This window comes from Alkalicoccus daliensis (assembly GCF_900103955.1).
Taxonomy (GTDB): Bacteria; Bacillota; Bacilli; order Bacillales; family Salisediminibacteriaceae; genus Alkalicoccus; species Alkalicoccus daliensis.
Genome location: NZ_FNIL01000002.1, coordinates 284,950 through 311,786, shown reverse-complemented (window position 1 = coordinate 311,786; position 26,837 = coordinate 284,950). Strand labels below are relative to the sequence as shown.

Here is a 26,837-nt window from a genome sequence, read left to right as displayed (position 1 = left end):
GACATATTGAGATATAAAGTAAAAAACCGTACTAATTATAATAAAATATATTAAATATCTTATGTATTTCATTGTGCTATATCCATCCATCCGGTATTTCTATACCAATCTTTTGAATCTATAATCTTAGCAATAGTTCCACCAACATCAGCGTAATCTAAAGCAATATAAACTGCTGTTGCTACCACTATTGTTATTTGAACTCTTGTCATTGTAAGACCTCCTAATTAAACTTAAATGACCATATTTCAATAATTTATTTTTGCCAGCACTTAAAATCTCCAATAGTATTTCCAACCAAATCAAGCAGTGAGTACTATTTTCGATTCAGCAACTTGTTGTATGTTTTAAGTATACTCAAAATATATAGTATCGAAAACTAAAACTTAATTAACTTGGAGCCAATGTTAATAATCGAAATTCATCCAACAAGTTAACTACTAACTTCTTGTGACAATCTCAACAAATAAACATCTAGGTCTTGAACGAGAAATTCAATCTCTTTGATTATTTTCTCATTAGTTTTATATTCATTAACAGTAGGTTCTTTAAATAATGAAATTTCATTTTGATTTAATCTTTCAATTATGGGTTGAATATCGTCTACTATTACTTGAAAGTTAATGCCCTTGCCAAATGGATATTCTAACAACCCTGTATTCCAATAACCATTAATTTCTTCAATCATAATTTGTGCTTTGTTAAGTGATAAAAAAGCAAATTTTTCATTTTTCCTTCCATATTCTAATCGGAACCCAAGTATCTCTATATAAAACCATTTTGACCTCTCAATATCATTAACTGATAATTCTGGAATCAGTGCATTGAATTTCAATCTCTCACTCACCTTTTTATCTCATGTAATATATAGATTAAAATTGATGCAGATTATCTCTAAAAGTGACACAAGAGCAGTCTATGAGGCAGGAAATTAAATAACCCCGACTTGAGTTTCAAGAATAAATTAACCCGGCAGAGGCAGGCTTATTCTCACCGGTCCTCAAAAAGATAAGTGCATAAACAATGTTCGAAATGTTTATTTCAAAGCGTATAATTAGATAAAAAATGAGATGGTGAAAACTTATTCACCGAATTAAAGTGCAATAAAAAAGGGGAAGCTGCCAATCTCGAATTGGAAGCTTCCCTTTTTCATTTGGTTTTGCTTATTTCCGGTGGTACTGCCCTGAGGGAAGGTAGCGAAATTTTTCTGCTGCTTGTTTCCCCAGAGAACAATTAAGCTTCTTTGGCTGCATCGTTATAAATAATCGAATCAATACAGGGATTTATTAACTCTCTAAAGTATTTCTCCATTTGAAGTGGAGTATAGGACATTTGATTGTTTACCCACCACTTCAATAAGTTAATTAACGTGCTGGAAATATGGTTTGTTAAAATCTCTACAGGCACTTTCGGTTCCTGGCCCGCCGGTATTTTCCACCGAAGATACCTCTCCATTCCATCTTTCCAATATGCCTCCACTTTTTCAAAGAATAAATCAGCCGCTTCTGTTTTAAATAACCCTCTCATTGTTTTACTGTTTTCCTCTATATGTTCAAAAAATTCTATTACTGATATTAATTCTGGTTCCTCTCCATCATGTTCCATATAGCTCTTTACATATTGGTTAAGTACTTCCAGTAACTCCTCTACACTACTGAACAGCAAATCGTCTTTAGTGGCGAAATGCGCATAAAAGGTAGATCTTCCTACATTAGCGCGGTCAATAATATCTTGAATCGTAATTTTACTATATTTTTTTTCCTCCATTAATAATGAAAATGCTTCATGGATCGCTTGCTGGGTTTTCATTACTCTTCTGTCATCTTCCCTATTTTTCATCCGGCTCCCTCCCTCTGAACAATTTTAGTAATTTGTTTTATAGTGTACATTTCTTTAACTTTGATGATTTACCACTGAATAATATGTCAATTACAATAAAACCATACAAAGTGTTCATTAATGAATATATTGTACATTAATTATAAATAGAAAGGAAGTCGATCTATGTACTATAAACAATTTTTTGGAAATCAGAATGATATTCCACTGCCGTACTGCGGAAGTTCTAAATTGTTACAGCGTGCTTTCTGTACAGAGGATACCCCCTCTCCCGGAATCGCGAATTTTTCTTTGCATTTCGCTTACTATATTCCTGGGGCTGGGGTCTGTCGCGATTCTTATAAAATTTACCTGCATTAGAATTTTTGAGAGAGGAGTGAGTGCATGATGGAAATATTAAAATATATTAGTTTAGCAGCTACGACATGGTTTATGGGTTTTTTTCCACACTTTGAAATATACCTTGCAGTTCCTTTTGGATTATCAGTAGGCCTTAATTGGTTTGATGCTTTTCTTTGGGCATCACTAGGCAACTGGATGGTTATTCCTTTAATTGATTTTTTATATAATTGGTTAATGAAATTTAAATTCATGAAAAAAATGAGTGATAAATCCCTGCGGGGAAAATGGCGAAACCGGATTGAAAAATACGGGGTTTTCTTTATCTTATTTCTTACACCGGTTACAGGCGTCTGGGTGATTGGAATTATAGCAAAAGCTTTAAAGATCAACAGAATACAATTGTGGATATACAGTGGTATTAGCGTAGGAGTGACAGGTTTTATTATAGCTGTATTGGCTAATATGGGGTTTGAGTTTTTTTCGTAATACTTTTTAATGCTCTGCAATAAGACTTAACAATGCAGCAGGATTTCAGTTGCTTACTGTTCACAAAAGCGCATCATGTATGGAGAGGAACTGTTTGAATTCAGTAGAAATTAAAATCAGTAAATAAAAGAAGGCTCCATCTGCTATTGAGATCAGAGCCTTCTTTTCCTCTATTTTATTATGCTTATTAATTTTCAGAGAAGAATCGAATGGCAGTGCACAATGAATATAGTTATCGTTTTTACGAAGAGGTTTTTAATAATCTTGCATTAATCGCTACAATTATGGTGCTGAGCGACATCAGGACTGCCCCTGCCGCAGGAGTAAGCAGAATTCCAAAGGTATATAGAATTCCAGCTGCCAGCGGGAGTGCGACAATGTTATATCCTGCAGCCCACCAGAGGTTTTGAATCATTTTGCGATAAGTGGCGCGGGAGAGCTTTAATAATGCTACTACGTCCTGCGGATCACTTTTAACTAAAATGACATCTGCCGATTCCATCGCTACATCGGTTCCTGCTCCGATGGCTATACCCAGGTCCGCATTGGCGAGCGCGGGAGCATCATTCACTCCGTCTCCTGTCATAGCCACTTTCCATCCTTTCGCTTGAATTTCTTTGATTTTTTCTGCTTTTTCATGAGGCAGTACTCCAGCATATACTTCTTCCAGGTCAAGCTGCCTGCCTACCCATTCTGCCACCTTTTGATTATCCCCGGTGAGCATGATGGATTTAATACCCATGTCTTTCAATGCTGCCACAGCTTTTTTAGAGCTTTCCCGCACTTGATCAGCAAGACCGATCATGGCAGCGTAAGTGTCGTTTAGAAGCACAAATACTACTGTTTTCCCTTCTTCCGATAAAGCTTCGAAATCTTCCTTTGGATAGGAAATTTCTTCCTCCTGCATATATCCAGGGCTTACCACCATTACCTTCTCTCCGTTTACAGTGCCCTGCAGCCCCTTCCCGGTTAAAGACGTAAAGTCATCAGGTGAAGTAACTTTAATATTTTTGTCTTTTGATGCGGCAATAATTCCTTTTGCAATTGGATGTTCCGATTGAGATTCAATGGAAGCCGCCAATGCAAGGATCTCATCTTCCTCTTTCTCCCCTGCTGCAAGAAAATCCGTAATGCCAAATTCTCCTTTTGTAAGGGTCCCCGTTTTATCAAATACGACCGCGTCCAAATACCGTCCTTCTTCAAAGTTCGTACGATTTCGTATCAGCAGCCCTTTTTTGGCAGACAGGCTTGTGGATACTGCAGTAACTAACGGAGTCGCTAATCCTAATGCATGCGGGCAGGCAATTACCATCACTGTGACCATGCGTTCAATAGAAAACTGTACGGAAAATCCAACTGTCAACCAGATAACCAAAGTTGCAGCGCCGGCAAGCACCGCTACGTAAAACAACAGCTTTGCTGCACGATTTGCCAGATTCTGTGTTCGTGATTTTGACTCCTGCGCTTCTTTTACCATGGTAATTACTTGAGAAAGGTAGCTTTCTTCTCCCGTTTTCTTCACTGTTACTGTAAGAGACCCTTCTCCGTTGACAGATCCACCAATTACTTGATCTTCCGCTTCTTTCAGGATGGGAACGGATTCTCCTGTCAAACTGGATTCATCCACTTCAGAGGTACCTTTTATTATTTCTCCATCCACTGGAACTTTTTCCCCTGGTTTAATAAGCACCTGCTGTCCGGGGTGCAGCTCAGCAACGGCTACTTCCCGCGTACTTCCATCCTGCTCCAACAAGTGAGCTGTAGAAGGCATAAACCTCACTAATTCTTCCAAGTCATTCGATGCGCCCCTAATTGACTTCATTTCTATCCAATGGCCGAGCAGCATAATAACGATAAGCGTAGAAAGTTCCCAATACATTTCATGCCCTGGAACACCGAATACCACTGCTGTGCTGTAAAAATAAGCGACTGAAATGGCAAAAGCGATCAGTGTCATCATGCCAGGAGCCTTCTGTTTCATTTCCTGAAATACACCTTTTAAAAATGGCCAGCCCCCGTAAAAGTAAACGACACTGGAAAGCGCAAAGAGAATGAACATGTCGCCCTGAAAACGCCAGTCTACTCCGATAAAGGACTGTATCATGGGCGAAAGAAGTAAAATAGGAACCATAAAGATCAGCGAAACATAAAACCTCTTTTTAAATTCGTTTTCGTGGTGCGCATGTCCTTCGGAGTGGTTGTTATGAGAATGTTCTTCAGATGAATGGTGCTGATGGTGATCATTCATTTAATTCCTCTCCTTTCTTATCGTACTGCGATCGATAAATGTGTTAACAATTTTTTCTGTTTCTTCCTAACGAGTCACATGTTAAAAATGAAGCTCCGCAGGGAAAGAGTTCGTCATAAATAACCTAGTTGCCCTCCCAGCTTAAAGTTGGGCTGCCTGCTTATGCAGCAGGCACTGACTTAAATTTTCTCAGCCTTAACGTGTTTAATACGACGGAAACAGAGCTGAGCGCCATCGCCAACCCGGCGAGCATTGGATTCAGGAGAATGCCGAAAACAGGAAATAACGCTCCAGCAGCTACTGGGATCAGCACAACATTGTAACCAAATGCCCATCCGAGGTTTTGGTGTATCATACGCATAGTTGTTCTGGAAAGTTGGATTGCTGTGACAACTTTTGCAATGTCCCCCTTCATCAAGGTAATGTTTGCTGTTTCCATCGCTACATCTGTACCGGTACCGATCGCCATGCCAACATCTGCCTGCGCAAGTGCCGGTGCATCATTGATTCCGTCACCGACCATCGCTACAATTTTTTCTTTCTGCTGAAGTTTTTTAATCGCTTCCGCCTTGTGCTCAGGGAGCACTTGTGCAATATAATCATCGATTCCGGCTTCCCTGGCGATGGCTGCAGCCGTATCTTCATGATCTCCAGTAATCATGAGGACTTTAATCCCCATTTTCTGGAGTGTCTGTACAGATTGTTTTACATTTTCTTTCAATGTATCTGCTACGGCGACAATACCGGCTATTTTTCCATCCATCGCTACAAACATCGGTGTCTTGCCGGATTTCGCAAGCGCAGTGCCCTGGCTGTTCATGGAAGCTGTATCCACACCGTGGCCAGCCATCAGCTTTTGGTTGCCGATCAACACTTTTTTTCCGTTCCATTCGGCTTCAATTCCATGACCTGTAATTGATTGAAAACTTTCTGGTTCAATTAGAGAAAGCCCTGTTTCTTTTGCTGCTTCCACAATCGCTTCCCCCAGCGGATGCTCGGAGCTGTTTTCCACCGAAGCTGCCATCTGCAGCAGCTCTTCCTTCGTCAGAATGCCGGAAAGTATCAAATCTGTAACTACCGGCTTTCCTTCTGTGATCGTACCTGTTTTATCAAAAACGACCGTATCAATTTTTTTCACACGCTCCAGGCTCGTAGCATCCTTGATCAGGATCCCGTTTTCTGCTCCTTTTTCCGTTCCCACCATAATCGCCGTCGGTGTCGCAAGGCCAAGGGCACACGGGCAAGCGATGATCAACACGGCGATAAAGGTGGTAAGCGCCATAATAAATGCCGGGTCCGGTCCGAACAGAAACCAGACAACAGCGCTGCCGAGCGCAATTAACACAACCGCCGGGACAAAATAAGCAGCGATCACGTCGACAATCCTTTGAATTGGTGCTTTCGAACCCTGCGCTTCATTTACCATCCGGATAATCTGGGAAAGCATCGTATCTTTTCCGACTTTGGAAGCTTTCATCGTAAAACTTCCGGATTTATTGAGGGTCGCACCGATCACTTCATCCTTTACCTGTTTTTCTACAGGCAGCGACTCGCCCGTAATCATAGACTCATCAACAGAGGAGGTCCCTCTTATAATATGACCGTCTACCGGAACACGCTCCCCGGGCCGCACATGAATTTCATCGTTGATCTGCACTTCTTCCAGGGGAATCTCTTTTTGTTCGCCATCGCGAATAACACGTGCGGTTTTCGCCTGCATATTCATTAGCTTCTTGATCGCAGTGGATGTCTGCCCTTTGGCTTTTGCTTCCAGATAACGTCCCACCAGAATAAGTGTGGTGATGACCGTCGTCACATCGTAGTACAACTCATTCGGAAAACCGAGTCCTGTCAAATACGCTGGAAAAAGCGTCAATGCCCCGCTGTAGAACCATGCGGCAGTAGTTCCCATTGCTACAAGCACATTCATATCCGCCGAACCATTCTTCAATACTTTATAGCTGTTTGTATAAAAACGGCGCCCTGGACCTAGCTGAACATAGGAGGTGAGTAAAAGAAGCACATAGGGGCTTGCAAGAAACGCGGGTACCCAGTCCCCCCAATGCGGCATCATATGCGGAATACTCCCAATGAGAACAACGGCTGTCACCAGGCTGCTCCAGAACACACTTTTCTTTAGTGAATCTGTCTCCAATTTTTCTTCGCCGGAGCGATCCTTCACACCCTCCTCCTGAACGTCCGCTCCATACCCAAGCTTTTCAACAGCTTGAACAATCTGCTCGGAAGTTACAGCGTCATCCACCCAAACCTGTGCACTATGGGAAGCAAGGTTCACCTGGGCTTCTTCAACACCCTCTACTTTATTAATCGATTTCTCTACTCGGTTCACACACGAAGCACATGTCATACCGGAAACTGAGATATTAATTTTATTCATGGTCATTCCTCCTCTGGCGGTTTATATACTATACATGGGTATGGTATAAATTATTTTTAAAAAAAGCTGGCTGCTTTTTAAAACAGCCGCGAACCTCCCTCCATGCTTCACGTGGAGCAGTGATGATCCTGACACCTGCACTGCCCTGGAACACAGCTGCATGGCACTTCCTCCACAGCATCTTTTTTCTTCCTCTCCAGTATCTTTTCCAAATTCTCAATATCTTTGAAGCTTAAAGGTGCTTTTGAAATTAAGTGCACTATAGTATTGCCAACCTCTTTATCACACATACGCTCCAGAAATTCATTTAGATTTCTTTTGGTTATTTCACTTTCGCTTACATTGACGGAATATATATATTTCTTGCCTTCTGTTTCCGTATGGAGCATTCCTTTCTTAACAAGCCTGCCGATAAAAGTTTTCGTCGTAGCTGGCTTCCAGTCCATTTTCTGCTCCAGCACGTTTATGATTTCTTTGCTTGTGACCCTATCGTGCGCCCAAGCGACACGCATCACTTCCCATTCTGCATCAGTAATTTTGTAATCTATTTCAGTATTCATATTCCTCTCTCCATTCCGTTTACATTTGTAATCCTTATATTTAGTTTACAATTGTAAACGATAAGTGTCAAGGTTTTTCAATTAATGTAAAGCAAAGAACGCAGAGGAAGAATATTTTTGGACCGGAGGGAACGAGTTTTTTAATGATCAGGGTTATCTTTTTACATTAAGTTGATCTTTCCAGTAAGCATGTAATCAGTTCATATTTCAGCGTAATCCATGTATCATTATTTAAAGTCGGGCTTCAGCTTGTGTTTTCGTAACAGTAGAAGAAACTCCGTATAAGCAGTTCTCTTCGTAAAAAAACCTTCCTATAATAAAAATGAAAGGAAGGTTCTTAGACGGCTTTTTATATGACAACTACATCTTTAATTTCTTTTCTCCAGATTTCTGCTTTCGTTAATGCGTACGTGCCCTGACGAATCTCCTCCGGCTTATTTGCTTTCCCGATCATATAATCCACAAAATCCATTCCTACATATTCGAAAATATACTGAAACTGCTGAATTAAGGGTAGCGCTGCGGTTTTCGGCGGCGGATTTTCTCCGGTAACAATTACATAGGCTTTCTTCCCCCGCATTTTTTCTTTGAAATTATACTGGTCATCCAGCATATACTGGCTCCAGCGGTCAAAAAAGATCTTCATCTGGCCAGGCATGCCGAACCAGTACAATGGAGTCGCAAAAATGATAATATCCTGGTCCAGAAATTCTTTAAACAGCTTTTCGTAATCATCCTCCACCGCATCAAATCCATTTGTTTCATGCCGCTGATCCACAATAGGATTTATTTTGTGATCCAATAAATACACGCTTTGATAGTCCATACCTTTTAGTGCCTCTTGTACCAGATACTCTGTGTTCCCGTTCCTTCTTGAGCTGCCAAGCAATGCCATAATCTTCATGAGTGGATCCCTCTTTTCGTTTAAATTTAATATTGTTTCTATGGAATCTAGCATATATAAAGCTTATACTGGATTTATAGTTCAGTAAAACGAATAATTTTAATTGAAACGTTCATTATAAATGATAGGAGAGATTTCCTTGGAACTGCGCCATCTGATAACTTTTAAAACAATTGTCGAAACCGGCGGCTTTAAAAAGGCAGCTGATGAATTAGGGTATGTGCAGTCTTCTGTCACCTCCCATATGAAAGAACTGGAAAAAGAACTTGGCTACCCACTGTTCGACCGGTTAGGCAAAAAGGTCGTGCTAACAGAGACTGGTGAACGGTATTTACCGTATGCGAAAGATATTATTAATCTGCATTTAAAATCGAAAGAAGTAATAAAAGAAGATAACGTTCCTGCTGGAGAATTGACGATCGGAGTGAGTGAATCGTTAATGATCTATTGGCTCCCTGCAATCATTAAAGATTTTATGGTGCGTTACCCTGAAGTGAAGCTGACGCTAAAATCTCTCGATTATGAAAACCTGGCGGCCCAGTTTAAAAAAGGAGAAATTGATGCAGCGGTACTGGTTGAAGGAAGCGACTGGAAGTCTAAAGAGCTAACGATACTAAAATTAAAAGAAGAGAAACTGACCCTTGTTCGGTCAGCAAATAAAGAAGAATCACAGATTCCTGACACGATGTTTCTCACAGAGTATTCCTGCAGCTGGCGCCCCCTGATAGAAAAGCATTTATCCATTGAGGGAAAAACTGCGAAAAAAATAGAATTGCCGAGCATAGAAGCAATTAAAAAATGTGTGCTGCTGGGATTAGGCAGGTCCATGCTCCCTTATTTTTCAGTAGAAGAAGATATTGCAAATGGTGATTTAATAGAGGAAATGGCAGAAGAACCAATTGCCATCTACACAGCAATCCATAAAGATAAATGGCAATCCGTTAACTTAGAAGCATTTTTGGAAGTTCTTCCGAAGCCGGGACAGGAATTAGTTGGGAAATAGATATTATATAAGCCAGTTTGGCAAAGGGTGATTTAAAATTGCTGCAAGCAATGAAAAAAGTATCTTGGAAGAATTCCTGGATACTTTTTCTAACTCTTCATTTTTTACAGCTTTGTAATGCTGGCAGCTTCTTTTAATCAATCTCATTTTAAAAAATCATATCAATAATAAACTGGTCGGCTACTTCCTCTAGTCTTTTTTCTTTTACAATCAATTTTCTTATACACGCTTCGCTTTTAGGAGAGAATTGCATACTTTTCACCGTAATGTTGGTTAAACAAGTACTTTCGCTATCTATGTTTGTTATTGAATATTTTTCTTGTTCAAACTGGAATTCAATATCGTGTCCAATTAAGATTAACTCTATAAATTCTTCTAACCTTATATTGTTTTCCATTTATACGCCTACCTTCCATTTTCCGGGTGTTGCCAGAATAAAACGAGGATGCATCATATTTATCTATCCACAATTGTTTTGTATTTCATAAATCAGGTAAATCAAATTTTGAATGTAACTTCACTTCACATACGTTACCTTCAAACACAGTAATTGATTGGTTATTGTTCGTCCTTTTTAGCTGCCCAATCTTCAAACCAGCTACGTGGCCAAAGCTTCCGCCGGAAACGTAGGAGAACCCAATACATAGAAAGTTGTAAAAATACAATACCTCTTACCACGTAGCTGATCTTCTCTTCCTCCGAAAATTCTCTTTCCCTGTAGATCCATATCTCACCCTCTTATATGAACAGCTTGTTTGCTGCACACGGCAGAGCCAATAGGAATGATATTCTGTGAAAGCATACAAAATATCCAGTTTCCTTTATAATTATAATGGAAACTGAAGAATATTTTACATAGAGACTGGACGGTGGTGGAATAGATGTCAAAAATTTTTATCATCGAAGACGATGTGTCGTTATTTAATGAGCTGAAGACAAGGCTGGAAGAATGGGATTACCAAGTGCTTGGGGTTACTGACTTTGAGAACGTCTTAAATGATTTTATTAATCTGGAACCGGATTTAGTGATTATCGACATTACACTGCCAAAATACGACGGGTTTTACTGGTGTCGGCGTATCCGGGATATTTCAAACCTCCCTATCATCTTTCTTTCCTCCAAGAATCATCCTTCAGACATGATAATGAGTATGCAGCTGGGAAGTGACGATTATATTCAGAAACCCTTTAATTTTGATGTGCTGGTGGCAAAAGTACAGGCATTGTTAAGACGAACGTATCAATATCAGAATCAGGGTATGGACGCTGTCAGATTCAGGGATGCAGTGTTTGATTTTAAGAAGTTGACAGTGAAAAGTAAGGAAGGCGAAATTCATCTGACTAAAAACGAATCATATATACTGGCTATCCTGATCCATGACGTGAATCAGGCAGTAACCAGGGAAACGCTGATTGAACAACTGTGGGACGATTCAAGATTCATCAGCGACAATACGCTGACTGTAAATGTGAACCGAATTAGAAAAAAGCTGGAAAGTATCGGCCTGAAAGATGCCATTGTTACTAAAACTGGCCTAGGTTACATGCTGAAGGAGTGAGGTTCATGTATATAAGACAAACCCTGCACTGGATACTTCTCTTTATCTTGTTTCATCTTTCGCTTCTTTCCATCGGAATGATAGATGCCGACATTCCTCTCTTTCCCCTCCTGTACATCGGTATGATAAATGCGGCTATGCTGTCTTTATTTTTAATATGGGATTTTTTCAGAGGGAGAAATTACAGGCTGGAGTTTATGCGTACTGAAAGAATTGAAGAAACAGACACTCTGCCGGCACCTGTGACTCCCTGCCAAAAAAGGCTGCATGCACAATTGTCGGTGATGAGAAAATATCATAATGCCCTCCTGGAAAGTGAATCGAAAAAAACCGAAGAGAATCTGGATGAATTGACAAGATGGATACACGATATGAAGATGCCCCTGACTACGATGAAGTTGATGATAGATGACCTGGATCAACCGGAAAAGTCCAGAATGGAAGTGGAGTGGCTGAGGCTGGACGCCATGCTGAATGACATGCTTTATGAAAAAAGGCTCACCAATCTCAGCAAAGATTTATATATTGAAAGTGTGGACATTAACAATGTTCTTTCCCATACTATCAGGAAATTAAGAACCATTTGTATAAAAAAAAGAATCGGGTTCGATATAGATCTCTCCCTTACCCACGTAGAGACAGATTTGAAATGGTTCTCTTTTATGATGGATCAAATCATCGGCAACAGTGTCAAATACTCGGAAGACAGTGACATTTCCATAAACAGCTATTTGGAGGATGGATGGCCGAAGCTGGAAATAACAGACGCCGGCAGAGGAATGAAAGCGGAAGATATTCCAAGAATATTTGAAGCAGGATTTACATCCACCAGTGACCATGGGGACAGGGAAGCAACGGGTATGGGGATGTATCTCACAAAAGAAGCGGCCAATGCCATGGATATTGTAATAGATGTGCAATCCCGCTACGGGGAGGGAACTACTATCATACTTACCTTTCCTAAAAAGAATGAAATGCAGGAGGTGAAGACCATGTGACAAAAACGTCACATGGTCTTCTCATCTGTCACAAGAATCAAACGAAACAAAAAATGTAAAGGAGTAAGATAAGGATATAACAACTTAGGAGGTAAAATAATGATTCTTGAAGCAAGTGACATTAGAAAATCTTATGGGAACAGGATGAATAGAACGGAAGTTTTACAGGGGATTGACCTGAATATTGAACAAGGAGAATTCATTTCCATTATGGGAGCATCCGGTTCAGGCAAAACGACCTTGCTGAATGTGCTGAGCTCTATTGATAGAGTAACGAGCGGCCACATTATTATAGAAGGGCAGGATATTACAAATTTAAAAGATAAAGAGCTTGCCAATTTCAGGAAAAATGATCTTGGTTTTATGTTCCAGGAATATAATCTGCTCCACACGCTGACTGTAAAAGAAAACATATTACTGCCGCTTTCCATCAGAAATATGAAAAAAGCAGAGGTGGAAAAACAATTCAGGCTCGTCGCAGAGGAACTTGATACCTATGATGTAAAGAGCAAATACCCAAGTGAAATCTCCGGCGGGCAGCAGCAGCGGACAAGTGCGGCACGAGCATTTATCCATCAGCCAAAAATCATATTTGCAGACGAACCGACGGGTGCGCTGGATTCAAAATCCGCCAGCAGCCTGCTCAGGAAACTCCAGCAGCTGAACAGCAAAAGTAACTCAACAATTATGATGGTCACCCATGACGCCACTGCTGCCAGTTACTCTGGGAGGGTCATTTTTCTGAAGGACGGGCTGATCTATTCCACACTGAGAAAAGGCGATCATTCTCAGGAAGACTTTTATAAGAAAATCATGAATACGCAGAGTGTGCTTGGTGGTGTCGGCGTTGAATCTTAACTCCATCATTTTAAAAAATTTCTTTAAGAACCTAAAAAACTATACATTGTATATCTTTGCACTCGTATTCAGTGTGGTCCTCTATTTTTCCTTTGTACTTATGTCCCGGGATGACAGCGTCGCAGAAGAATTAACATCCAGTGACATGATGAGCACAGGATTTATTGCAGGATCCGTGCTGCTGGTTGTCATTATTGTTACGTTCGTCATGTTTGCCAACTTCATTTTTCTGAATCGAAGAAACAGGGAACTGGCACTGTTTCAGCTGATCGGCTTAACACGCAGGAAAATATTCAGGATACTTATTCTGGAAAATGCGGTCATTTACCTTGGCAGCCTGATCATCGGCATCGCTTTTGGGTTTCTGCTGTATCGTACCCTGCTCATGATCCTTTTTAGAATGATGCAGATAGAAATTTCTGCAGGGATGAATTTTTCCGTGGAAGCGGCCCTCCAGACGGGCCTATTATTCGCCTTCATATTTGCACTGCTGATGGCACAAAATTACCTCTTTTTAAAGCGGACACAACTCATAAATATGCTTACGCTTGACAAGTCCAGTGAATCAAACCATAAACGGCTGGGTGCAGGCACTGTAATACTTGGCATACTGGGTCTGGCAATGATCGCTTCAGGTTACTGGCTGTCTACGATGATAATGGATTTCGGGACGCTCCCCTTCTTGTTTAGTATCTTATTTCTGACTATTACCGGTACTTATCTTACATTTAAATTCTCTGTCGCATTCATTTTGAATGTAATCAGGCGATCTAAAAATGGCCATATCAATGTGAAAGATGTCCTGTCGCTCACCAGCATCATGTTCAAGATGAAATCGAATGCATTTCTACTGACTCTGATCAGTGTAATCAGTGCAATCAGTATGGGGCTGATGTCACTTTCCTACATCTCCTATTACTCTGTTGGTGAGTCTGTCGATGCGTTTATGCCGCATGATTATGTTTTTGATGAAGAAGAAGATATGCAGTTCTACAGTGAGCTCTTGGCTGACAATAATATTAAACATGAAACTGTAGTGACCCCAACTATATCCTATGAAGCGACAGGAGAGGCCATTAAGGTAGATACAGAAGCATCGGATGGATTGATTTCTGAATTCCAGCTGAATATTGTCAGTGAGGAACATGTTGATGGATTTGATGTGGATGAAAATGAAATGATCATTACAGGAGTTTCGTTTATTACGGAATCATACATTGAGTTTGAGCTGAATCATCCGGTCACGCTGGTAAATGATGATTATACCCGCACACTTGAGCTTGTGCATGTAGGGGAGGATGCTATACTGCCGTCTCACGTCGCATTCGGTTTCCCGCAGGCAGTGGTGGCCAGTGATGTGTACAGCACACTCGAAGAACACCATAATTATGACGAAGAAAGAGCGCAGCCCCGGGAAAGTTTTGCAATTGATATTGCCGGAGAAGACAGTATGGAAATTTTTGAAATGATGGAGGAAGAAAGCAATCCAGCATTCCAATCGAAAATCAATCAGTATACGACTCAGGTGCAGGGCATGGGGATGTTGATGTTTATCACCGGCTTTGTAGGATTTGCATTTTTGCTGACCTCCGGATGTATCCTCTATTTCAAGCAGATTGGTGAAAGTGAAGACGAGAAAGGCAGCTATCAAGTCTTGCGGAAACTCGGGTTCTCGGAAAACGAAATGATAAAAGGCCTCACCATAAAAATGATTGTCACATTCGGCATACCATTGCTTATCGGTCTGCTGCACTCCTATTTTGCGGTGAATGCAGGGTGGTTTTTGTTCGGCAGTGAAATATGGACACCGATGCTGACGGTAATGGGAGCCTATATTATTTTATATTCTGTATTCGCTCTTATATCACTGCTGTACTATAAGAAAGTGGTAAAAGAAAGCATGTAAAGTAAAATTGCTCTGCCTCAATTAATTTATGAGCGGAACAATTTTTGACTTTTGATATTGCTGCATCGGGGATTCTTTCCCTTATATTATTCACCTTTTTCGAGGAGGAATTATATTGAATTGAATCCTTATTCTATTTTAAGAAGAAATCGATAATGTGATGCAGGTAAAAACCTACTAATTCAAACACGAATTAGTAGGTTTTCTACTTTCTTGAATTATTTGATATAGAGCTTTCTTTAAAACCCATCAATTCACCATTCTACAAAACGGCTTCCACCACTTCTTCGAGCTTCATGCCGCGGGAGCCTTTAACAAGAATGATATCGCCTTCTGCTACTTTATCCTGCAGTGCCTGAATCAGCTCCTGTTTGTCTTCAAAAGCCGCTACCTGGTCTTCTGCAAAATGCACGGCTGCGCCTTCTGCAATTTTTCTGCCGAGAGTTCCAAAAGTAAAGACAGCGTCAATTTTCTCTGCATCAATGCTTTCGCCAGTTTCAAAGTGGAACGTTTCCTCATTTTCACCGAGCTCCAGCATGTCAGCAAGCACGACAATTTTTTTATTGTAGCCTTCCATATCCTCGAGCAGTGACACTGCTGCGCGTGTAGATGTTGGACTTGCATTGTAGGCATCGTTAATTACCGTAACCCCGTTCTTACCTTCCAGAAGCTCCGTGCGCATGCCGGTTACTTTCAGCTGCTGGAGACCTTTTTTCACAGCAGATGCAGGTACATTAAACTGCTGCGCCACAGCAATTGCCGCAAGAGCATTATTCACGTTGTGGCTGCCGAGGACCGGAATGAAATACTCTTCTTCCTGTGCTTTATTCACTGTAAAGTACGTGCCGTTTTTCTCCTGCTTCAGCTCCATGCTGTAGTAATCATTATCTTCTGTACTGCCAAAGGTGAGTACGTTAAACGGCGTGCCTTCCACTTTGGCAGTTAACAGCGGCTCATTTCCCGGTATTACGAGCGTACCGTTTTCTTTGAGTCCGGCGGTAATTTCAAACTTCGCTTCGGATATTCCTTCGCGCGAGCCGAGATCCTGCAGGTGGGATTCCCCAATGTTTGTGATAATCGCCGCTTCCGGCTTTGCGAGGCTCGAGAGAAATTCAATCTCCCCTCTGCTGCTCATCCCCATTTCCAGCACAGCAATGTCCGTATCTTCGTCAAGTGCAAGTACTGTCAGGGGAAGACCGATGTGATTGTTATAATTTCCTTCTGTTTTCTGTACCTTGTAGGTCGTGCCGAGAATTGCCGCCGTCATATCTTTTGTCGTTGTTTTTCCGTTACTGCCGGTAATACCGACCGTTTTTGCCGGAATAAATTTCAGATAGTTTTTCGCAAGTTCCTGGAGTGCTTTCAGCGTATCGTCCACGTAAACAACGGGCAGTGTCTTTGGAGGTGCTGCTTCATTTCTTCCCCAAAGTGCCGCCACTGCGCCATTTTCCATCGCGGTCGCTGCAAAATCGTGCCCGTTGAAATTCTCTCCAGAAATGGGCACGAAAAGGTTTCCTTCCTTGATCGTCCGTGTATCGGTGGAAACACCTGCAATCTGTGCGGTGCCTTTTGCTTCTCCCTTTGTCCATACTGCTATTTCCTGCAATGATTTTTTAATCATGTGATTCGCTCCTTCTCATTCCTGCTTCATTATTACTCCCGGCAAAAAGAGGCTGACTCACTGCAGAGTCAACCTCATGGAGAGCTTATTTGTTAAAACGTATGCTTAATTTTCTGCTTTTCTTTGAATCGCTCCAGCCCAAGCTGCACGAGCTCTTCAATCAGTTCCGGATATTCAATGCCGGACTCTTGCCAGAGCATTGGGAACATACTGAACGGAGTAAAGCCGGGCATCGTATTAATTTCGTTCATTAATACTTCTCCATTTTCTTTCAAAAAGAAATCAGCACGTACAAGGCCGGAGCAGTCTATCGCTTTAAAAGATTCCACTGCGACTTTTTGAATCCGCTGATACTCTTCCTCCGTAATGTCTGCCGGGATGATCAGTCCGGTCGTGCCGTCTTCATACTTAGCTTTATAGTCGTAAAAGCCTGCTTCCGGTTTAATTTCCCCAACGACAGAACATTTCGGGTCGTCATTTCCGAGTACCGCAATTTCCACTTCGCGACCATCGATGCCTTCTTCCACGATCACTTTGCGGTCGTATTCAAATGCCACACGGAACGCTTCCGCCAGGCCGTCGCGGTCATCTGCTTTGGAAATCCCCACGCTGGACCCGAGATTGGCCGGTTTTACAAAGCAAGGGTAGCCGAGCTTATTTTCCACTTCCGCATACGCTGCTTCCGCATCCTTCTCCCAGTCGCGGCGCAGATACCACGTATAGGCCGGCTGCTTGATGCCTGCCTGCGCATAAATATTTTTCATCATAACTTTGTCCATCCCCGCGGAGGAAGAAAGCACGCCATTGCCGACGTAAGGAATGTTCAAGAGCTCCAGCAGTCCCTGGACCGTGCCGTCTTCCCCGTTTGGGCCGTGCAGGAGCGGGAACACAATATCAAATTTGCCGCTGCCGCTCTGGTTTTCTTCCGCCGGGAAAATTTCTGTGTTTAACGCCGTAGGCGATACGCTCTGCCCGTTTTCTGCCAGGCGCAGCTGTTCCACGTTTTCCACCGGGCTTGTGAGCTGCGCGCCGCGTACCCACTCGCCTTCTTCCGTTATGTATATCGGATGTACTTCATATTTTGTAAGATCTAGTGCCTGAATCACTGCTTTTGCCGTCTGTAGTGATACTTTATGTTCGGCTGATTTTCCGCCGTAGAGTAGTCCAAGTTTCATTTGTATCATTCGCCTCCAAGTTTGTTAGTCCTTTCTTATTGTACCATTTTCAGCCCCCGGGGAAATACTGTTTTCCCATCAAGTTGTGTAGAAATATGTTTCTGTATCCGTATGATTTCACTGATTATTTCCTAGAGATTCAGTCAAAAAAATATCCACAGGGAAAGGGGGAAATCCGCTGTGGGGAATGTTTATCAGTTTCCCGAAGAATGACGGGAGTAAACTAGGGATTCTGTGGGAAAACTGATTTTTTCTTCATAGCAGCAGGAGTATATTTTATTGAAAATAACACCCTTGGCCAGGCAACATTTTAAATGAATTCATTCTTTAACATAGAAAACATTTTCGTATCGCAGAATTTCCCTTTGATTAATTCGTTCTCCCGGAGCGTGCCTTCATACGTAAAGCCTGCTTTCCGCAGGACTTTTTCTGAGCCAATGTTATCCGAATTGCATTTACCTTCGATCCGGTGCAGCCTGCACGTTTCAAATCCGAATCTTACTATTTCCCGTACCGCTTCTGTCGCAATTCCCTGTCCCCAGTAATCTTTATGTAAAACAAAGCCGATCTCTGCTTTTTCATGTGAATTTTCCCATTTTACAAAAGAGCAGGCGCCGATCACTTTCTCGTCTTCCATATGTACGATCACCCAGTCCCCGGATTCTCCTGTCTGATAGTCCCGCAGCACAGGTTCAACATAATTACGATAAGTCTCTTCTTTGGATTGATTCACGCTCCAGGTCATATGGTGCGCCACCTCCGGGTCCGAGGAAAATGCATAAATATCATCCAGATCGCTCAGTTCCACTTTTCTTAAGATCAGCCGCGGCGTTTCAAAACTCGGTAAATTCATCAAAAAATCTTCCATTTTCATCTGAATTCTCCTTTCTAAGTAAAAAGGCTGTTACCACATTAAAATGATAACAGCTGAAGTGAAATTCTATTTTCTCCAAAACGTCTCACAGTCTTTTTTATCTTCCATATTAAAGCGAATGATTTCCTCCAGCAGGGAAAAAGAAACAGGTTTGTTCCAGGGAATGCGTATCAGCTGCTTCGTATGATCATAGCCTGCTTCTTTCGCTGCTTCCGCAAATTTTTCGATTCCTGCAGCTTCCGGAGCCACAGCCAGATGCTTTTTTGACACACTGAAACCGATAATAAACGTCCCGTGATCGGTAAACATTGGCTGGTTCCAGGCAATTTTCGGCTCCAGCTGGGGAAATTTGTCTTTCACCCACTGCAGCACTTCTTCTGTCCGCTCTTGCTGGTCCGGATCATCAATCTTTGCTAAAAATTCCTCAAATTCTTTCATTATTGTGCCCCTCCCTGTATTCATCTTCTATTTTATTTTATCATGAGTGGATGCCCTTCGGAGCGGAAGATATTATCTCGAGTACCTCACTGAATAGAACAATAATAATATACAGGCCAGTTCCTCAGAAATATCTTCTGCAATGTTAATTTCATATTTTTTTAAGGGGAACTTTCTTTGCAGTCTGCTTTCACCAATGATTTGTCCATTTCTTTCCACAGTGATAAATTCCTGCTCCTGAATGTTTAAGTTTTCTCCGTTGTACCGAAGGGTTGGTGTCGTTTTCTTTTTTGTAGAAAGGCCGGCGAACGGACTCGGTGCAGTGAGCCTGGCTGCGTTCTGCCTCTCCTGATAGGAGAAATTCCAAACACGTGCCGGCCCTGTGGGCATATCCTCGATCACGCTTGCAAGCTTTTGATTTTCATGAAGCTCAAACGACACTTCGCTTACCTGCGCTGCCTGCTTTTTGATCCGGCGGCTTTCGAATTTGTGTTCGGAGCTTTCGATTTTAATATAGGAGGAAATGATCGGCTTGTGAAAAATAAAAGTTTCCATTGAGCACCTTCCTTTCGCTTGCTGTCTCGTTCCGGTATCCTGGAATGACAAATTTTCTTAAGTAAAGGATACCATATATCCAGGTATTTCCCATATAAGCTTCAGTTCTCTACTTTTTTCATCCAAAAAAGACTGCCATCACATTTCTTTGATAACAGTCTCTTACTGTAATTTATCCTGAATGCTCGTCCAGAAAATTCACCACATACGCATCTGTTTTTTCACCATGTTTTCCGAGCCAGATCAGGTGGCCCCACGTATCGAGTAATCGTAATTCCGCGTCAGGAATGGTGCTTGCTGCGTACTGCGCATGAGCGAATGGAACGGAGCTGTCGTGCCTGCTGTGCAGAATCAGCGTGGGAGCGCTGACTGTCTGGAGATCTTCCTCGGACAGTTCCTTTATCTGCGCCAGATCGATTAGAAAGCCTGCGCCGGACCGCTGGCGGTTGTTCATTTTCTTTATCGCGTCTATATCTTCTGGTGCAATTAATTCCTGTGCCTCTTTAAAGGACAGACTGCTGAAAGAAGAAAACATCTGCCGGAAGATGAACTTTGGGAAAACATTGTTTAAGAGAGAAATCATTTTCCACGTTATCTTTTCCGTTCCCGGCCGGAAAATCAGCTGTGCTGCTTTATATTCCTTATCTTTTGGCGTCAGCCATTCTTTAGTCACAGCAGACTCCAACACGAGCGAAGTAACATATTCCGGATAATGAGCCGCGAAGTAAATGCCGCTCGGCCCGCCGGCGGACATGGCAATAACATGCACGCTTTCTACTTGAAGATGATCGAGCAGCTTCTTATAATGTTCACATGCGAGAGCAAGACTTTTCCCCGCTTCTTTGGAGGTTTCTCCGTATCCCGCCCTGGAAGGAGTTATCACGGAATACCCACTTTGCAGAAGGGCCTCATATCCAAACGCTTCTTTGTAATTCGAGTGTCCGCCGTGCATGACGAGGACCGGCTTTCCGCTGCCTGCAACTGAATACTCCATCGTGATGCCCTCTGTTTGAAAATTCCCGATAGTTCTTTCCATCGCTGTACCGCCCCTTTTCACATTGAATTTCCTGCAGTATTCTCAGATGAAATTTTATGGAAAATCCTGCCCCTATTATATCCTGTTTCTACGCATATTTTAACACCTTGCTCTTTTCACAGAATATTATTCACTAAGAAGTAACTAATTATGTTAAAATTTGTAATAATAAAGTAACGGTGCAAAGAAGACATTTCGTTTTATCATCAGCAGAACTGCTGAATAAGGTGGTTATACCCTATGAATTCCAAATTTTTTCCCTGGCTGATCTTACTTATTTTTCTCTCCCTCGGTGCACTGGGATATTATTTATTTATCCATGTAGTCATACCAAATATGATGTAACAACAAATTTAGCTTTCCAGGAGGCAGCTTATGCTGAACACACTGGATTTAACGAAAGAAGATAACGAGCTGATAGAAGTCGCGATCCAGGTAATTGAAAAAAATTATCTATATGGAAAGCACCATATCGGGGCTGCGGTCCGGACGGTTTCGGGTAAAATTTTTTCTGCGGTGCATTTGGAAGCGAATGTGGGAAGGATTGCTGTCTGCGGCGAGGCGATCGCGCTTGGGAAAGCAATTTCTGAAGGAGAGCATACATTTGAAACAATCGTTGCGGTAGCACATCCGCATCCACATGAGGATATTGATGCCTGCTGGACCGTTGCGCCGTGCGGTATGTGCCGCGAGCTCATCAGTGACTATGGAGAAAATATTAACGTCATTATTCCCTATAAAGATGAGATAGTGAAATGCAGGGTGCTGGAGCTGCTGCCAGAGAAGTATGCGAACTGAAATGAAGCAGCTAGTAAAAGGAATTTACTTCCAAGTGTCGAAATAAATTAGTATACGAAGATTATTTTATTATCCAGCATAGCTTATAAAGAGACGGGAGAAGCAAAATTGAAGAAATCACTTTTAACCATGGTGATAAGTGTTTGGTTGTTAAGCGCATGCGCATCAGAAAGTGCATTATCCTCCTCTGAACAAAATGAACGAGCACTTCCGAAAGAGGCACGGGAGTTTTTTCAAAGTATGGATGAGGAAAATGGTGTGCACTTATATAATGACGAGAAAAGAAATTCCAAGCTGGTTTATTTAAATAGTAATAATGTGCAGAAAGGAGATGCCGTAACTTTTTTTACGGCGTTTGAAGCGAAATCCGAGGGAGAAACTCTACAATTATTTTATGAAACTGATACTACTGCTGATTATGCTGCGGAAGCTGAAACCAAAGTTTATTATGAAGTGGAGCCTGATAAAGAATACGAGGTAATCAGACTATACAATAATGGAGTAGAGACTAGTTTCGGAACGACTTCAGGCAACTAAGGTGAACTTTGGAGTGGTGGTTTTATTTACACAGTGCTAGTAGGATTATCCTCTCTCCAGCTGTATGTATCTATTTATATTCAGATGTGACTTTTTTAGAAATTAATAACACAATTTAAATACGGGGGAGATTGTTTTGACAGGAGTAATTATTAACCTGATAGGTTTTATTACTTTTTTTATCATCGCTGTATTCCTGTCTAAAGGAAAAGGAGCATTTTTAATCGCTGGATTTAATACAATGTCCGCCAGTGAAAAGGATGAATACGATAAGACAGCTTTAGCTAAATTCATGGGGAAAATGATGTACGGTATCAGCTTCAGCCTTTTATTGTGGGCTTTCAGTGATATTTTTAACAACCAGGGGTTATTTATCGTTGGATTGATTTTATTTATAGGTATTATTCTTTTTGCTATAGTTTACTCCAATACTGGAAATCGATTTAAAAGATAATTTTAAATATTGAGGAGGTGAGTCGTCATGCTAAGCGGTGTAGGGATTCCAGGAATCATTTTGATTTTAACTGTTCTTGGGGTCATGATTGGGGTAATTTGGTTTGTTGTTCGCCTGCTTTCCAGAAAAAATTAATACTGCTTTCCATATTGTGCCTGTGAGTTTTCACTCATTCAAAAAGCCGAATTTCGTTAATGAAATTCGGCTTATTTCGACTAACCGTCTCCCCTGTACACTTTTTCTTCCGCATACAAATACTCGCTGCTGTCTTCCCCAACAATGGAATAAAATTTCGAACCTTCTTTCAATATCGTTGCTTCATTTTCCTGCAATAAATAGTCCGGGTTATCTTCCTCTTCACTGAACATGACGCTGAAAGTAATTTCTCCGAGCTCCTGATCAGTATCCTTTCGGGAAATTATTTCGGTTTTTTCTTCATCATAGTGGTATTTAGTACCGTTCCAATACAAAACGTCCGCCCACTGTACTGAAGACTGCATTTCATTTTCCTTACTTTCAGAGGGTGATTCCCCCGCGCAGCCTGCCAAGAATAAGAAGCCTGCAAGAAAAACGCTCGCTGCAATTTTATTCACAATACAACTCCCCCTCTTTAAAAATTTAGAACGTTTTTTTCCAAATATTGTTTCAAAAATGGGTTTATAAAAATTTCGTTTTTTAAAAGGAAGTTATTGTTATATTATGTTCACTGCAGAAGTTTTTGGGAAGACTTCCTCTTTCAATTAATAAAAGTTCAATTAAAAAATACTCTGAAGATCACAAATCCTATAATCACCAGTAAAATTAACAGACCCGAGCCTTTCCAGCCCATTCCCCCTGTGACATCAGCGAGATTGCTGCCCTGCATGCTGCTGGATGGATTTTTTAACTCTTCCTGCCGCATTCTTTCTCTTCGCTGTGCCGGCGTTTCTTTATCATTATTCATCGCAAATTCCTCTTTTCTATCGCTTATAATTACAGTTAGTTTCATAGAAAACATTGGTATTAGCGTCTTCTTTCTCTTCAACGAACCATTACTTTTCTTGTTGAATATTTTCAATCTAGCACGAATTTATCTAGACTAACACCCATTGCAGCTAACAGCTCTGCTTATAATAAATAATACACTATCTTCTTAGAAAATATTGTTAATTGTTCAAAGAGCCTATTTAAACTCTCACGGAAAACCATTCAAAAATACGAGATATTTATTCATTTAGTGTACTTTGCTACACTTGGCGTTCAAATTATTATCAAAAAACTTTTAAAAGTTATTTAAAAGGGAAATAATAAATATAACTAAAGGAGTGGATTAAAATGGTGATGAGAATACTTGAGGTCCCAACAGCTTCGATTTCGGATGTGAAACGCTCTCCCATGAAAGCTTTTCAGAAGGCAGACCAAGAAGCCGCCGGCGTGTATGTCTTTAATCGTGAAAAGATTGCCGGAGTTATGCTCACTCAGAAACAATATGAATCTTTAAACAGGGAACTAGAAGATCTTTACGATCAAATGGCTGATTTGATGGCTGAAAAACGACTGTTATCTGAAAATGTCTCTACTTTTTCAGATGCGGAAGTTCGCGGAGCAATCGCAGAAGAGCATCCAGAAGTTGATGAAGAAGACGGATGGGAATAATGAATGTATCAGCTTGAATGGACACAACATTCAAAGGAAGATTATGAAAAGCTTGATAGCGCTCAATAAATTTTTGTTAATAAGGTATTAGACCGCATCAAGTTGAGGGGCATGGAAGCTGGACAATCCCTTCATGGCAATTTGACACAATGCAACAAATTGAAAAACAAAAAAATGGGTCTGCGGATCATTTTCAGAGAAGTGAAAGGTACTATACAAGTGATTCAAATCGTGGCCATCGGCAAACGTGATAAAGAAAAAATCTATAAGACAGCTGAGGATCGTTTAAGCTGAATTAGAAACACACTGTCTACTATTTTCAAAAATCCCGTCATATCGGCACTTCCGCAGTGTTTATGATGACCTGGTAAATTTCAGGGCTCCTACGTAAAAAAGTAACCCTATCTGCATCATTATAAAAATTCCGCGCAGTGTTATTTATAAATATAGTAAAAGGACTTCCAGTTACAGAAGTCCTTTTTACTTATTACAAATAGCTTCTTTCACTAACGCTTAAATTAGATTAGTTAAAATTTTTACTGAATTTGATCATGCACTTTTTGGAGCTGCATTCTATTTATTGTTAACAATAATATCGCTGACAAATTCAGTTGCATCCTCTTCTGTCCTTCCGTCTACTAAATGATAAATAATCATATAACCGAAACTGTCAAAATCCATTGCGTACACCACATAATCATTATGTTCTCTTTCCAAGTATTGATACTGCACTTCGTGCCCTTCAATTTCTACCACTTCTGCCTCGTTAACGCTTCCCACGCTGCCTTTATATACAGTGAGATCAATCACAACCGGATCTTGATAAAAATCACCGTAAATGAGTTTTTTGCGCTGCTTATCTTCCCATTCATTCTTTAAATCTTCATCTAAATCTAATTCTTCCTCTTTAGATGTTAAGTAAGACACACCTGCTCCGCTCGGTTCTCCCTGCACAGCTTCCCTGTTTTCGACTTCTGTATGATAATTAATCGTTGCTATTCCTATTGGATAAGGTTCATATTCGGGAATGAAAGGCTCTATCCCGAGCTCTTCATTTATTATTTGTTCCAGTTCCTGGTTCCCACTAGAAGATTCCGTTCCACAAGCTGATATAAGTAATAATAAAACAAACAAAGAAAATAGTGTTTTCATCCGGGGCGCCCCTTCACTTATTTTTTTAATTGGCTCTTTTAAACTTTAAAGGTTGGTAAAAAAATTTCCATGGAATGAACGAAGGAAAAGGAGGAATATTATGCGATATATACTGTTTGTATTTGTGGTATTTTTAATTTCTGCCTGCGCAGATGATCCGGCTGCCTCCAACCCAGAAGCAACAAAGTACGCCACGGCAGAAGAAGTGCTCACCAGTAATCCTGATGCAGATATTTTCTAAATGAAGGATATCATTTACCAATACGCTGAAAATACTTCCGGTGCTATGGAACGCGAATTAACGCTAGGCGGAGGAGTATGAGGAAATAGAACTGCAAACCACGAAAATTGAAGATTTTCAAAACGGTGCTGCCACGCATCTGCCGGAAGTTTCCTCAGCATTTAACTTTGCAGTAGTTCATGGAGAAGAAATCCGCTGCATTGGATTCATCAAAGGATAAGAATCCGCAGGCAATATACATGTTGGTTTTATTTGCTAGCTTCTTCTTTCAATTTCCATCTCTTCAGGTACCACTTCTTCTAATTCAAACATTTCTTCTTCAAACTCCGGATCCAGGTTAAATTCCATAATTTCATCCGTGACATGAAGAACTTCTCCTTCCGCACTGGTCCCTTCCTTTTTCACGAGGTAGTATGTTTCTGTATCAAACCAGTAGTTTTCCATTCCCTCTTCCTCTTCATTTAACGTTAAGCGGTAAGCTTCTCCCCCTTGAATTTCCTCCGTGCCGGCAAGCGTATACGCTTCCCGCTCATGGGCATGCTCCAACGTGTCCTTTTGCGTCAGCACTGGATTATATTCTTGAGGCATTACAGTGGCAGTATCTCCATCTTCGGAAAAAACCACCTGGCTTTCTCCCCCTTCCACACTGACTTCGTAGCGGACAGCTGTTCCATCATATGATGTTTCTATACGCTCGAGAATGTGGCCATCTTCCTGGGGATAGGACCAAATTTTTCTTTCTCTGATTTCCGTCACTTCTTCTCCATCGCTTTCTTCTGTTCGCTCCAGCACCCGATGCTCAAAATAGTCTTCTCTTTCTTCAAGAAGCGTAATTGCATTTTGCAAAACCTCCTGCGCGTCCGCGGCCTCTTCGGCTGTCTCGGCAGTGGTATTTTCCGCAGGCTCTTCCTGATTATTACTGCATCCAATGAGCACTGTTATGGCCCCCGCAGCGGTGCAGGTAACTATCTTCTTCATAAAAAGCGCCTCCTCTTATCATTCTCATTGATTACAGAATTCCCTGTTTTTTACTAATGAAACGATCACGCGCCGTTTCCTAGTGCAAAACTCGAATATGTACAATAAATTACACTCCCTGCTGCATTGCATACTCCTGTATTTTTAGTAAACGAAAATGATCCAGTTACAAAATTGCACTATTATTAGTATTTATTATTCATTTCTTCTTCGGCCAATGCCCCCGTGAAATAGGAAGATTT

General features: G+C 41.2%; 29 protein-coding genes. 11 read left to right on the top strand and 18 right to left on the bottom strand.

Annotated elements, in window-relative coordinates; translation table 11 throughout:
• Positions 1-68: 68 nt before the first annotated feature.
• From BLP92_RS17970 to BLP92_RS06225, 3 genes are all read right to left on the bottom strand, one after another.
• On the bottom strand, positions 69-212 hold the full coding sequence (locus BLP92_RS17970) for a hypothetical protein (protein WP_175444192.1): 144 nt from the start codon (positions 210-212) through the stop codon (positions 69-71).
• Positions 213-433: 221 nt separating this feature from the next.
• Positions 434-835: a VOC family protein gene (locus BLP92_RS06230; protein WP_090841663.1), complete on the bottom strand. Its 402-nt coding sequence runs from the start codon at positions 833-835 to the stop codon at positions 434-436.
• Positions 836-1,233: 398 nt separating this feature from the next.
• A complete protein-coding gene (locus BLP92_RS06225; protein WP_090841661.1) occupies positions 1,234-1,839 on the bottom strand; it encodes a TetR/AcrR family transcriptional regulator in 606 nt (201 codons plus the stop codon).
• 384 nt (positions 1,840-2,223) lie between these two features.
• Between BLP92_RS06225 and BLP92_RS06215 the strand changes: the two genes are divergently transcribed.
• Complete coding sequence (locus BLP92_RS06215) at positions 2,224-2,667, top strand: small multi-drug export protein (protein WP_090841656.1); 444 nt, start codon at positions 2,224-2,226, stop codon at positions 2,665-2,667.
• Between the two features lie 241 nt (positions 2,668-2,908).
• Here the strand turns inward: BLP92_RS06215 and BLP92_RS06210 are convergent, their stop codons facing one another.
• From BLP92_RS06210 to BLP92_RS06195, 4 genes are all read right to left on the bottom strand, one after another.
• Positions 2,909-4,915, bottom strand: a complete 2,007-nt coding sequence (locus BLP92_RS06210; RefSeq protein WP_090841654.1) for a copper-translocating P-type ATPase — start codon at positions 4,913-4,915, stop codon at positions 2,909-2,911.
• Positions 4,916-5,075: 160 nt separating this feature from the next.
• Positions 5,076-7,313, bottom strand: a complete 2,238-nt coding sequence (locus BLP92_RS06205) for a heavy metal translocating P-type ATPase (protein WP_090841653.1) — start codon at positions 7,311-7,313, stop codon at positions 5,076-5,078.
• 107 nt (positions 7,314-7,420) lie between these two features.
• A complete protein-coding gene (locus BLP92_RS06200) occupies positions 7,421-7,873 on the bottom strand; it encodes a CopY/TcrY family copper transport repressor (protein WP_090841651.1) in 453 nt (150 codons plus the stop codon).
• 349 nt (positions 7,874-8,222) lie between these two features.
• Positions 8,223-8,771 carry a flavodoxin family protein gene (locus BLP92_RS06195; RefSeq protein WP_175444202.1) on the bottom strand — a complete coding sequence of 183 codons (549 nt, stop codon included), beginning with the start codon at positions 8,769-8,771 and terminating at the stop codon, positions 8,223-8,225.
• A 145-nt stretch (positions 8,772-8,916) separates the two neighbouring features.
• On the opposite strand from BLP92_RS06195, the gene BLP92_RS06190 reads away from it, so the two are divergent.
• Positions 8,917-9,780, top strand: coding sequence for a LysR family transcriptional regulator (locus BLP92_RS06190; protein ID WP_090841647.1), 864 nt, complete (start codon positions 8,917-8,919; stop codon positions 9,778-9,780).
• A 148-nt stretch (positions 9,781-9,928) separates the two neighbouring features.
• Here the strand turns inward: BLP92_RS06190 and BLP92_RS06185 are convergent, their stop codons facing one another.
• A complete protein-coding gene (locus BLP92_RS06185) occupies positions 9,929-10,177 on the bottom strand; it encodes a hypothetical protein (protein WP_090841646.1) in 249 nt (82 codons plus the stop codon).
• Between the two features lie 484 nt (positions 10,178-10,661).
• Here BLP92_RS06185 and BLP92_RS06180 point away from each other — a divergent pair, with 484 nt between their 5' ends.
• The 4 genes from BLP92_RS06180 (at position 10,662) to BLP92_RS06165 (ending at position 15,101) form a co-directional block, all read left to right on the top strand.
• Positions 10,662-11,339, top strand: coding sequence for a response regulator transcription factor (locus BLP92_RS06180; RefSeq protein ID WP_090841644.1), 678 nt, complete (start codon positions 10,662-10,664; stop codon positions 11,337-11,339).
• 5 nt (positions 11,340-11,344) lie between these two features.
• Entirely contained in the window at positions 11,345-12,337 is a 993-nt protein-coding gene (locus tag BLP92_RS06175; protein ID WP_090841642.1) for a sensor histidine kinase, read from the top strand.
• 99 nt (positions 12,338-12,436) lie between these two features.
• The gene (locus tag BLP92_RS06170) at positions 12,437-13,195 is read left to right on the top strand and encodes an ABC transporter ATP-binding protein (protein WP_090841640.1); all 759 of its coding nucleotides are present in this window, start codon (positions 12,437-12,439) and stop codon (positions 13,193-13,195) included.
• The gene (locus BLP92_RS06165) at positions 13,185-15,101 is read left to right on the top strand and encodes an FtsX-like permease family protein (protein WP_090841638.1); all 1,917 of its coding nucleotides are present in this window, start codon (positions 13,185-13,187) and stop codon (positions 15,099-15,101) included. The genes BLP92_RS06170 and BLP92_RS06165 overlap by 11 nt, the downstream gene beginning before the upstream one ends.
• A 262-nt stretch (positions 15,102-15,363) precedes the next feature.
• Here BLP92_RS06165 and BLP92_RS06160 read toward each other — a convergent pair whose 3' ends face one another.
• The 6 genes from BLP92_RS06160 to BLP92_RS06135 all read right to left on the bottom strand — a co-directional run bounded on the left by BLP92_RS06160 (position 15,364) and on the right by BLP92_RS06135 (position 20,800).
• Positions 15,364-16,722 carry a UDP-N-acetylmuramoyl-tripeptide--D-alanyl-D-alanine ligase gene (locus BLP92_RS06160; RefSeq protein WP_090841636.1) on the bottom strand — a complete coding sequence of 453 codons (1,359 nt, stop codon included), beginning with the start codon at positions 16,720-16,722 and terminating at the stop codon, positions 15,364-15,366.
• 92 nt (positions 16,723-16,814) lie between these two features.
• Positions 16,815-17,903 (bottom strand): D-alanine--D-alanine ligase, encoded by a 1,089-nt coding sequence (locus BLP92_RS06155; protein WP_090841830.1) that lies wholly within the window; start codon positions 17,901-17,903, stop codon positions 16,815-16,817.
• A gap of 304 nt (positions 17,904-18,207) precedes the next feature.
• Complete coding sequence (locus tag BLP92_RS06150) at positions 18,208-18,771, bottom strand: GNAT family N-acetyltransferase (protein WP_090841634.1); 564 nt, start codon at positions 18,769-18,771, stop codon at positions 18,208-18,210.
• 66 nt (positions 18,772-18,837) lie between these two features.
• Positions 18,838-19,209 (bottom strand): iron chaperone, encoded by a 372-nt coding sequence (locus BLP92_RS06145; protein ID WP_090841633.1) that lies wholly within the window; start codon positions 19,207-19,209, stop codon positions 18,838-18,840.
• Positions 19,210-19,281: 72 nt separating this feature from the next.
• Positions 19,282-19,764 (bottom strand): hypothetical protein, encoded by a 483-nt coding sequence (locus BLP92_RS06140; RefSeq protein ID WP_090841631.1) that lies wholly within the window; start codon positions 19,762-19,764, stop codon positions 19,282-19,284.
• A gap of 172 nt (positions 19,765-19,936) precedes the next feature.
• Positions 19,937-20,800: an alpha/beta fold hydrolase gene (locus tag BLP92_RS06135; protein ID WP_090841629.1), complete on the bottom strand. Its 864-nt coding sequence runs from the start codon at positions 20,798-20,800 to the stop codon at positions 19,937-19,939.
• 375 nt (positions 20,801-21,175) lie between these two features.
• Between BLP92_RS06135 and BLP92_RS06130 the strand changes: the two genes are divergently transcribed.
• The 3 genes from BLP92_RS06130 (at position 21,176) to BLP92_RS06120 (ending at position 22,589) form a co-directional block, all read left to right on the top strand.
• Complete coding sequence (locus tag BLP92_RS06130; protein WP_090841626.1) at positions 21,176-21,598, top strand: cytidine deaminase; 423 nt, start codon at positions 21,176-21,178, stop codon at positions 21,596-21,598.
• Positions 21,599-21,706: 108 nt separating this feature from the next.
• Positions 21,707-22,135, top strand: coding sequence for a hypothetical protein (locus BLP92_RS06125; protein WP_090841624.1), 429 nt, complete (start codon positions 21,707-21,709; stop codon positions 22,133-22,135).
• 136 nt (positions 22,136-22,271) lie between these two features.
• The gene (locus tag BLP92_RS06120) at positions 22,272-22,589 is read left to right on the top strand and encodes a DUF3784 domain-containing protein (protein WP_090841623.1); all 318 of its coding nucleotides are present in this window, start codon (positions 22,272-22,274) and stop codon (positions 22,587-22,589) included.
• A gap of 215 nt (positions 22,590-22,804) precedes the next feature.
• Here BLP92_RS06120 and BLP92_RS06115 read toward each other — a convergent pair whose 3' ends face one another.
• Positions 22,805-23,182: a hypothetical protein gene (locus BLP92_RS06115; RefSeq protein ID WP_090841621.1), complete on the bottom strand. Its 378-nt coding sequence runs from the start codon at positions 23,180-23,182 to the stop codon at positions 22,805-22,807.
• A 158-nt stretch (positions 23,183-23,340) separates the two neighbouring features.
• Positions 23,341-23,532, bottom strand: a complete 192-nt coding sequence (locus BLP92_RS06110) for a DUF6366 family protein (RefSeq protein ID WP_090841619.1) — start codon at positions 23,530-23,532, stop codon at positions 23,341-23,343.
• A gap of 371 nt (positions 23,533-23,903) precedes the next feature.
• Here BLP92_RS06110 and BLP92_RS06105 point away from each other — a divergent pair, with 371 nt between their 5' ends.
• Entirely contained in the window at positions 23,904-24,224 is a 321-nt protein-coding gene (locus BLP92_RS06105) for a hypothetical protein (protein ID WP_090841618.1), read from the top strand.
• Between the two features lie 573 nt (positions 24,225-24,797).
• On the opposite strand, the gene BLP92_RS06095 is transcribed toward BLP92_RS06105, so the two are convergent.
• A complete protein-coding gene (locus BLP92_RS06095) occupies positions 24,798-25,376 on the bottom strand; it encodes a hypothetical protein (RefSeq protein ID WP_090841616.1) in 579 nt (192 codons plus the stop codon).
• A 100-nt stretch (positions 25,377-25,476) separates the two neighbouring features.
• Between BLP92_RS06095 and BLP92_RS17965 the strand changes: the two genes are divergently transcribed.
• On the top strand, positions 25,477-25,617 hold the full coding sequence (locus tag BLP92_RS17965; protein ID WP_175444191.1) for a hypothetical protein: 141 nt from the start codon (positions 25,477-25,479) through the stop codon (positions 25,615-25,617).
• 255 nt (positions 25,618-25,872) lie between these two features.
• Here BLP92_RS17965 and BLP92_RS06090 read toward each other — a convergent pair whose 3' ends face one another.
• Entirely contained in the window at positions 25,873-26,595 is a 723-nt protein-coding gene (locus BLP92_RS06090; RefSeq protein ID WP_090841614.1) for a hypothetical protein, read from the bottom strand.
• Positions 26,596-26,837: the final 242 nt, after the last annotated feature.